Below are 3,711 nucleotides of genomic sequence, written 5' to 3'. Positions count from 1 at the left end.
TACGTTTCCTTTGACAACAAGAAGATCGGCAATCTCATTGCCACGGATCTGGTCAAGAAGCTCGACGCCGACGGCGAGAAGACCGGCGGCGTGCTGATGGTCAACGGCTCCCCCACTGACCGCGCGGCGCAGCTGATCAAGGAAGGCGCCAAGGAAGCCGTTGACGCCAGCGAGCATAAGGTGCTGGCGTCCTACGACACCCCGGAGTGGCAGCCATCGAAGGCCCAGGACTGGGTCGCCGGCCAGATCACCCAGTTCGGTAAGGACATCACCGGCATCGTGGCCGCCAACGACGGTACGGCCGGCGGCGCCATCGCCGCCCTGAAGGCCGCGGGCGTCTCCCCGTTCCCGCCGGTCACCGGCAACGACGCGGAGGTGGCGGCAATCCAGCGGATCATCAGCGGGGCACAGTACAACACCATTTCCAAGCCGATCAAGATCGTCGCGGAGAAGTCGGCCGAGGTGGCGGTGCAGCTGCTGAACGGTGAGACCCCGAAACCCGATGCGACCCTGTTCAACACTCCGTCCGCGCTGTTCGTGCCGACCGTGGTCACCAAGGACAACGTCAAGAAAGTGATTTTCGACGGCGGCATCTACAAGCCGTCGGAAATCTGCACCGGCGAATACAAGAAGGGCTGCGACGAGCTCGGCATCAAGTAGCCCGGCACAAGCCGGCGGTACCGCGAGCGCGCGGTACCGCCGTCGTGAGGGAAGGGGAAGGCAGTGGCCACTGTTTCAGCAGAACGGCCGGAGGCAGCCGCTCCGGTACTGTCCTTGCGCGGCGTGAGCAAACACTTCGGTGCCGTCGCCGCCCTGACCGACATCGATCTGGACGTCCATGCCGGAGAAGTCGTCGCCCTGGTCGGGGACAACGGCGCCGGCAAGTCGACCCTGGTCAAAATCCTCGCCGGCGTGCATCCGCAGGACGGGGGAACCGTGAACTTCGACGGCAGGGACGTGACCATCCACACCCCGGTGGATTCCATTCAGCTCGGCATCGCCACGGTGTTCCAGGACCTCGCCCTCTGCGACAACCTCACCGTTGTCGACAACCTCTTCCTCGGCCGGGAGCTGGGACCGTGGCGGCTGAACGAAGTGGAAATGGAGGTCCAGGCCTGGAAACTGCTGCGCCAGCTCTCGGCGAAGATCCCCTCCGTCCGCGTTGCCGTCGCTTCCCTCTCGGGTGGCCAGCGGCAGACCGTGGCCATCGCCCGGTCGCTGCTTGGCAGCCCCAAACTTATCATCCTCGACGAGCCCACGGCCGCCCTCGGCGTGGCGCAGACGGCCGAGGTGCTGAACCTGGTGGAGCGGCTGCGCGAAAACGGCCTGGCGGTGGTCATGATCAGCCACAGCATGCAGGACGTGAAAGCCGTCTCCGACCGGGTCGCGGTGCTGCGGCTGGGAAAGAACAACGGCACGTTCCAGATGAAGGACGTCTCCACCGACGACCTGATCGCAGCCATCACCGGCGCCACCGACAACGTGGTGACCCAGCGGGCCGCGCAGACCGGTGCCGCCGCAGCGGCAAGCTCGGCAGGAACGGGACAAGGGGCTGACGGGCAGGCGGGACTGGGCGGACCAGGCGGAGGCTCGCTGCCGCCCGACCAAGGGGCGGGAAGCACTGTACAGCCGGGATCAGGGGCAGCACCGGAAGAAGGGACCGTACCATGACAACGAATCCAGCCCCGGCCATCCCGGTGGCGACCGACCTGCAGGATGAACGGCTCATCCGGACCGAGGGTTTCAAGGGCGCGGTCAAGGTCGGAATCAACAGGGTCCGCGGCGGCGACCTCGGCGTGCTGCCCATCGTCGTCGGGCTGCTGGTCATCTGGACGATTTTCCAGCTGCTCAATCCGTTCTTCCTCTCCAGTGCCAATCTGGTCAACCTGCTGCTGGAAAGCGCCGCCGTCGGAGTCATCGCGCTGGGCATCGTATGCGTCCTGCTGGTCGGTGAGATCGATCTGTCCGTGGGCTCCGTCAGCGGCCTGTCGGCGGCAATCGTCGGCGTCACCTTTATCAAGCAGGACTGGCCGATCGGGCTGGCGATCCTGCTGGCGATGGTCGCCGGCGCCGTGATCGGCCTGGTCTATTCGCTGGTGTACACCAAGTTCGGGGTGCCCTCCTTCGTGATCACGCTGGCCGGCCTGCTCGGCTTCCTCGGCGTGCAGCTGTTCGTGCTCGGCGTCGAGGGCACCATCAACCTGCCCTTCGATTCCTTCCTGGTCTGGTTCGGCCAGCAGGCGTTCGTACCGGGATGGCTGTCGTACGTGTTGGCGGTCCTCGGGGTGGCCGGGTTCTTCCTCAGCCAGCTCACCCTCTCCCGCCAGCGGGTCAAGGCGGGCCTGTCCGGGCGGCCGATGCGGCTGGTCGTGATGCAGACGGTCCTGCTGGCCGTAATCCTGTTCTTTGCGGTGTGGTACCTGAACCAGACCCGCGGCGTCGGCTGGATGTTCGTCTTCTTCGCCGCCCTGGTGCTGGTGATGCACTATGCCTTCACGCGGACCCGGTGGGGCCGTTCCGTTTACGCCGTCGGCGGCAACCGGGAAGCGGCGCGGCGGGCCGGCATCAGCGTCAACCGCATCTACGTGTCCATCTTCGTCCTGTGCTCGACTTTCGCGGCCATCGGCGGCTTGCTGGCTGCAGGCAGGCTGGCAGCCTCGGCGCAAAGCAGCGGCACCGGCGACGTGAACCTGAACGCCATCGCCGCCGCGGTGATCGGCGGAACCAGCCTGTTCGGCGGCCGCGGCTCAGCGTTCTCGGCTCTCCTGGGTATCCTGGTCATCCAATCCATCTCCAGCGGCCTCACCCTGCTCAACCTTGAGTCCTCGTTCCGCTACATGATCACCGGCCTGGTGCTGCTGCTGGCCGTGATCCTCGACGCCGTATCGCGCAAGTCCCGCACCTCGCACGGCCGCGCCTAGTGGCCGGCCGCTGGAGCGACATGTTCCTGGGCATCGACATCGGCACCGGCAGCAGCAAGGCGGTGCTGGCGGACGCCGAGGGCTCCGTCCTGGACAGCGCGACGGCCGCCCACGAGGTCGCCTATCCGCGGCCGGGCTGGGCAGAGTTCGACGCCGAGGGCGGGGCATGGGCGGATGTGGTCCGGCTGTGCCGGGAGCTTTTCTCCCGGAACGACGCCGGGGCTGTCGCCGGCGTGTGCGTCAGCGCGATGGGTCCGTCCCTGGTTGTCACGGACGAAAACCTGACCCCGCTGCGCCCGGCGATCCTGTACGGAATCGACGCGCGCGCCGTCGTCGAAATCCGCGAACTCACCGAGGAGTTTGGCGCCGAGGCAATCTTTCGCGACGCGGGGAAGGTCCTGTCGTCGCAGGCCGTGGGACCGAAGCTCCGCTGGCTGCGCAACCGGGAACCTGAGATTTTCGCCCGTGCGCGCCACTGGCACAGCCTGAACTCCTACGTCCTGGCGAAGCTGACCGGCGAGCTGGTGTTGGACCACCACACCGCCAGCCAGTGCGATCCGCTCTACGACCTCCGCGGCAACCGGTGGCATCCCGAGCGGTACGACGCCGTGGCCGGCCACCTGCCGAAGCCCCGGCTGGCGTGGCCGGCCGAAGTAGGCGGCCGGATCCATGGACAGGCAGCCGAGGCGACGGGACTGCCGGAAGGCCTGCCGGTCTGCGCGGGCACCGTCGACGCCTGGGCCGAGGCGTTCAGCGCCGGCGTGCGGCAGCCGGGCGACCTGATGCTGAT

4 protein-coding genes are annotated in these 3,711 nt (G+C 67.2%); all 4 read left to right on the top strand.

What is annotated here, in order from left to right; genetic code table 11:
- Positions 1-660, top strand: a 660-nt coding sequence (locus tag AC5RWT_RS35575) for a substrate-binding domain-containing protein (protein WP_494084331.1), incomplete at its 5' end; no start/stop codon positions are given.
- A 63-nt stretch (positions 661-723) separates the two neighbouring features.
- Positions 724-1,671: an ATP-binding cassette domain-containing protein gene (locus AC5RWT_RS35570; RefSeq protein ID WP_494084330.1), complete on the top strand. Its 948-nt coding sequence runs from the start codon at positions 724-726 to the stop codon at positions 1,669-1,671.
- Entirely contained in the window at positions 1,668-2,921 is a 1,254-nt protein-coding gene (locus AC5RWT_RS35565; protein ID WP_494084329.1) for a sugar ABC transporter permease, read from the top strand. The genes AC5RWT_RS35570 and AC5RWT_RS35565 overlap by 4 nt, the downstream gene beginning before the upstream one ends.
- A gap of 20 nt (positions 2,922-2,941) precedes the next feature.
- Positions 2,942-3,711 (top strand): FGGY family carbohydrate kinase (locus tag AC5RWT_RS35560; RefSeq protein WP_494084328.1); only part of this gene is annotated, 770 nt, incomplete at its 3' end.

The organism is Arthrobacter sp. Dra40, from assembly GCF_059091905.1.
Note: the sequence above shows the minus strand (reverse complement) of the source record. Positions and strands in the feature narration are given on the sequence as shown.

Excerpts from the sequence above, each read along its gene's own strand:
- AC5RWT_RS35565 (WP_494084329.1), top strand. The coding sequence starts at position 1,668 with ATGACAACGAATCCAGCCCCGGCCATCCCGGTGGCGACCGACCTGCAG.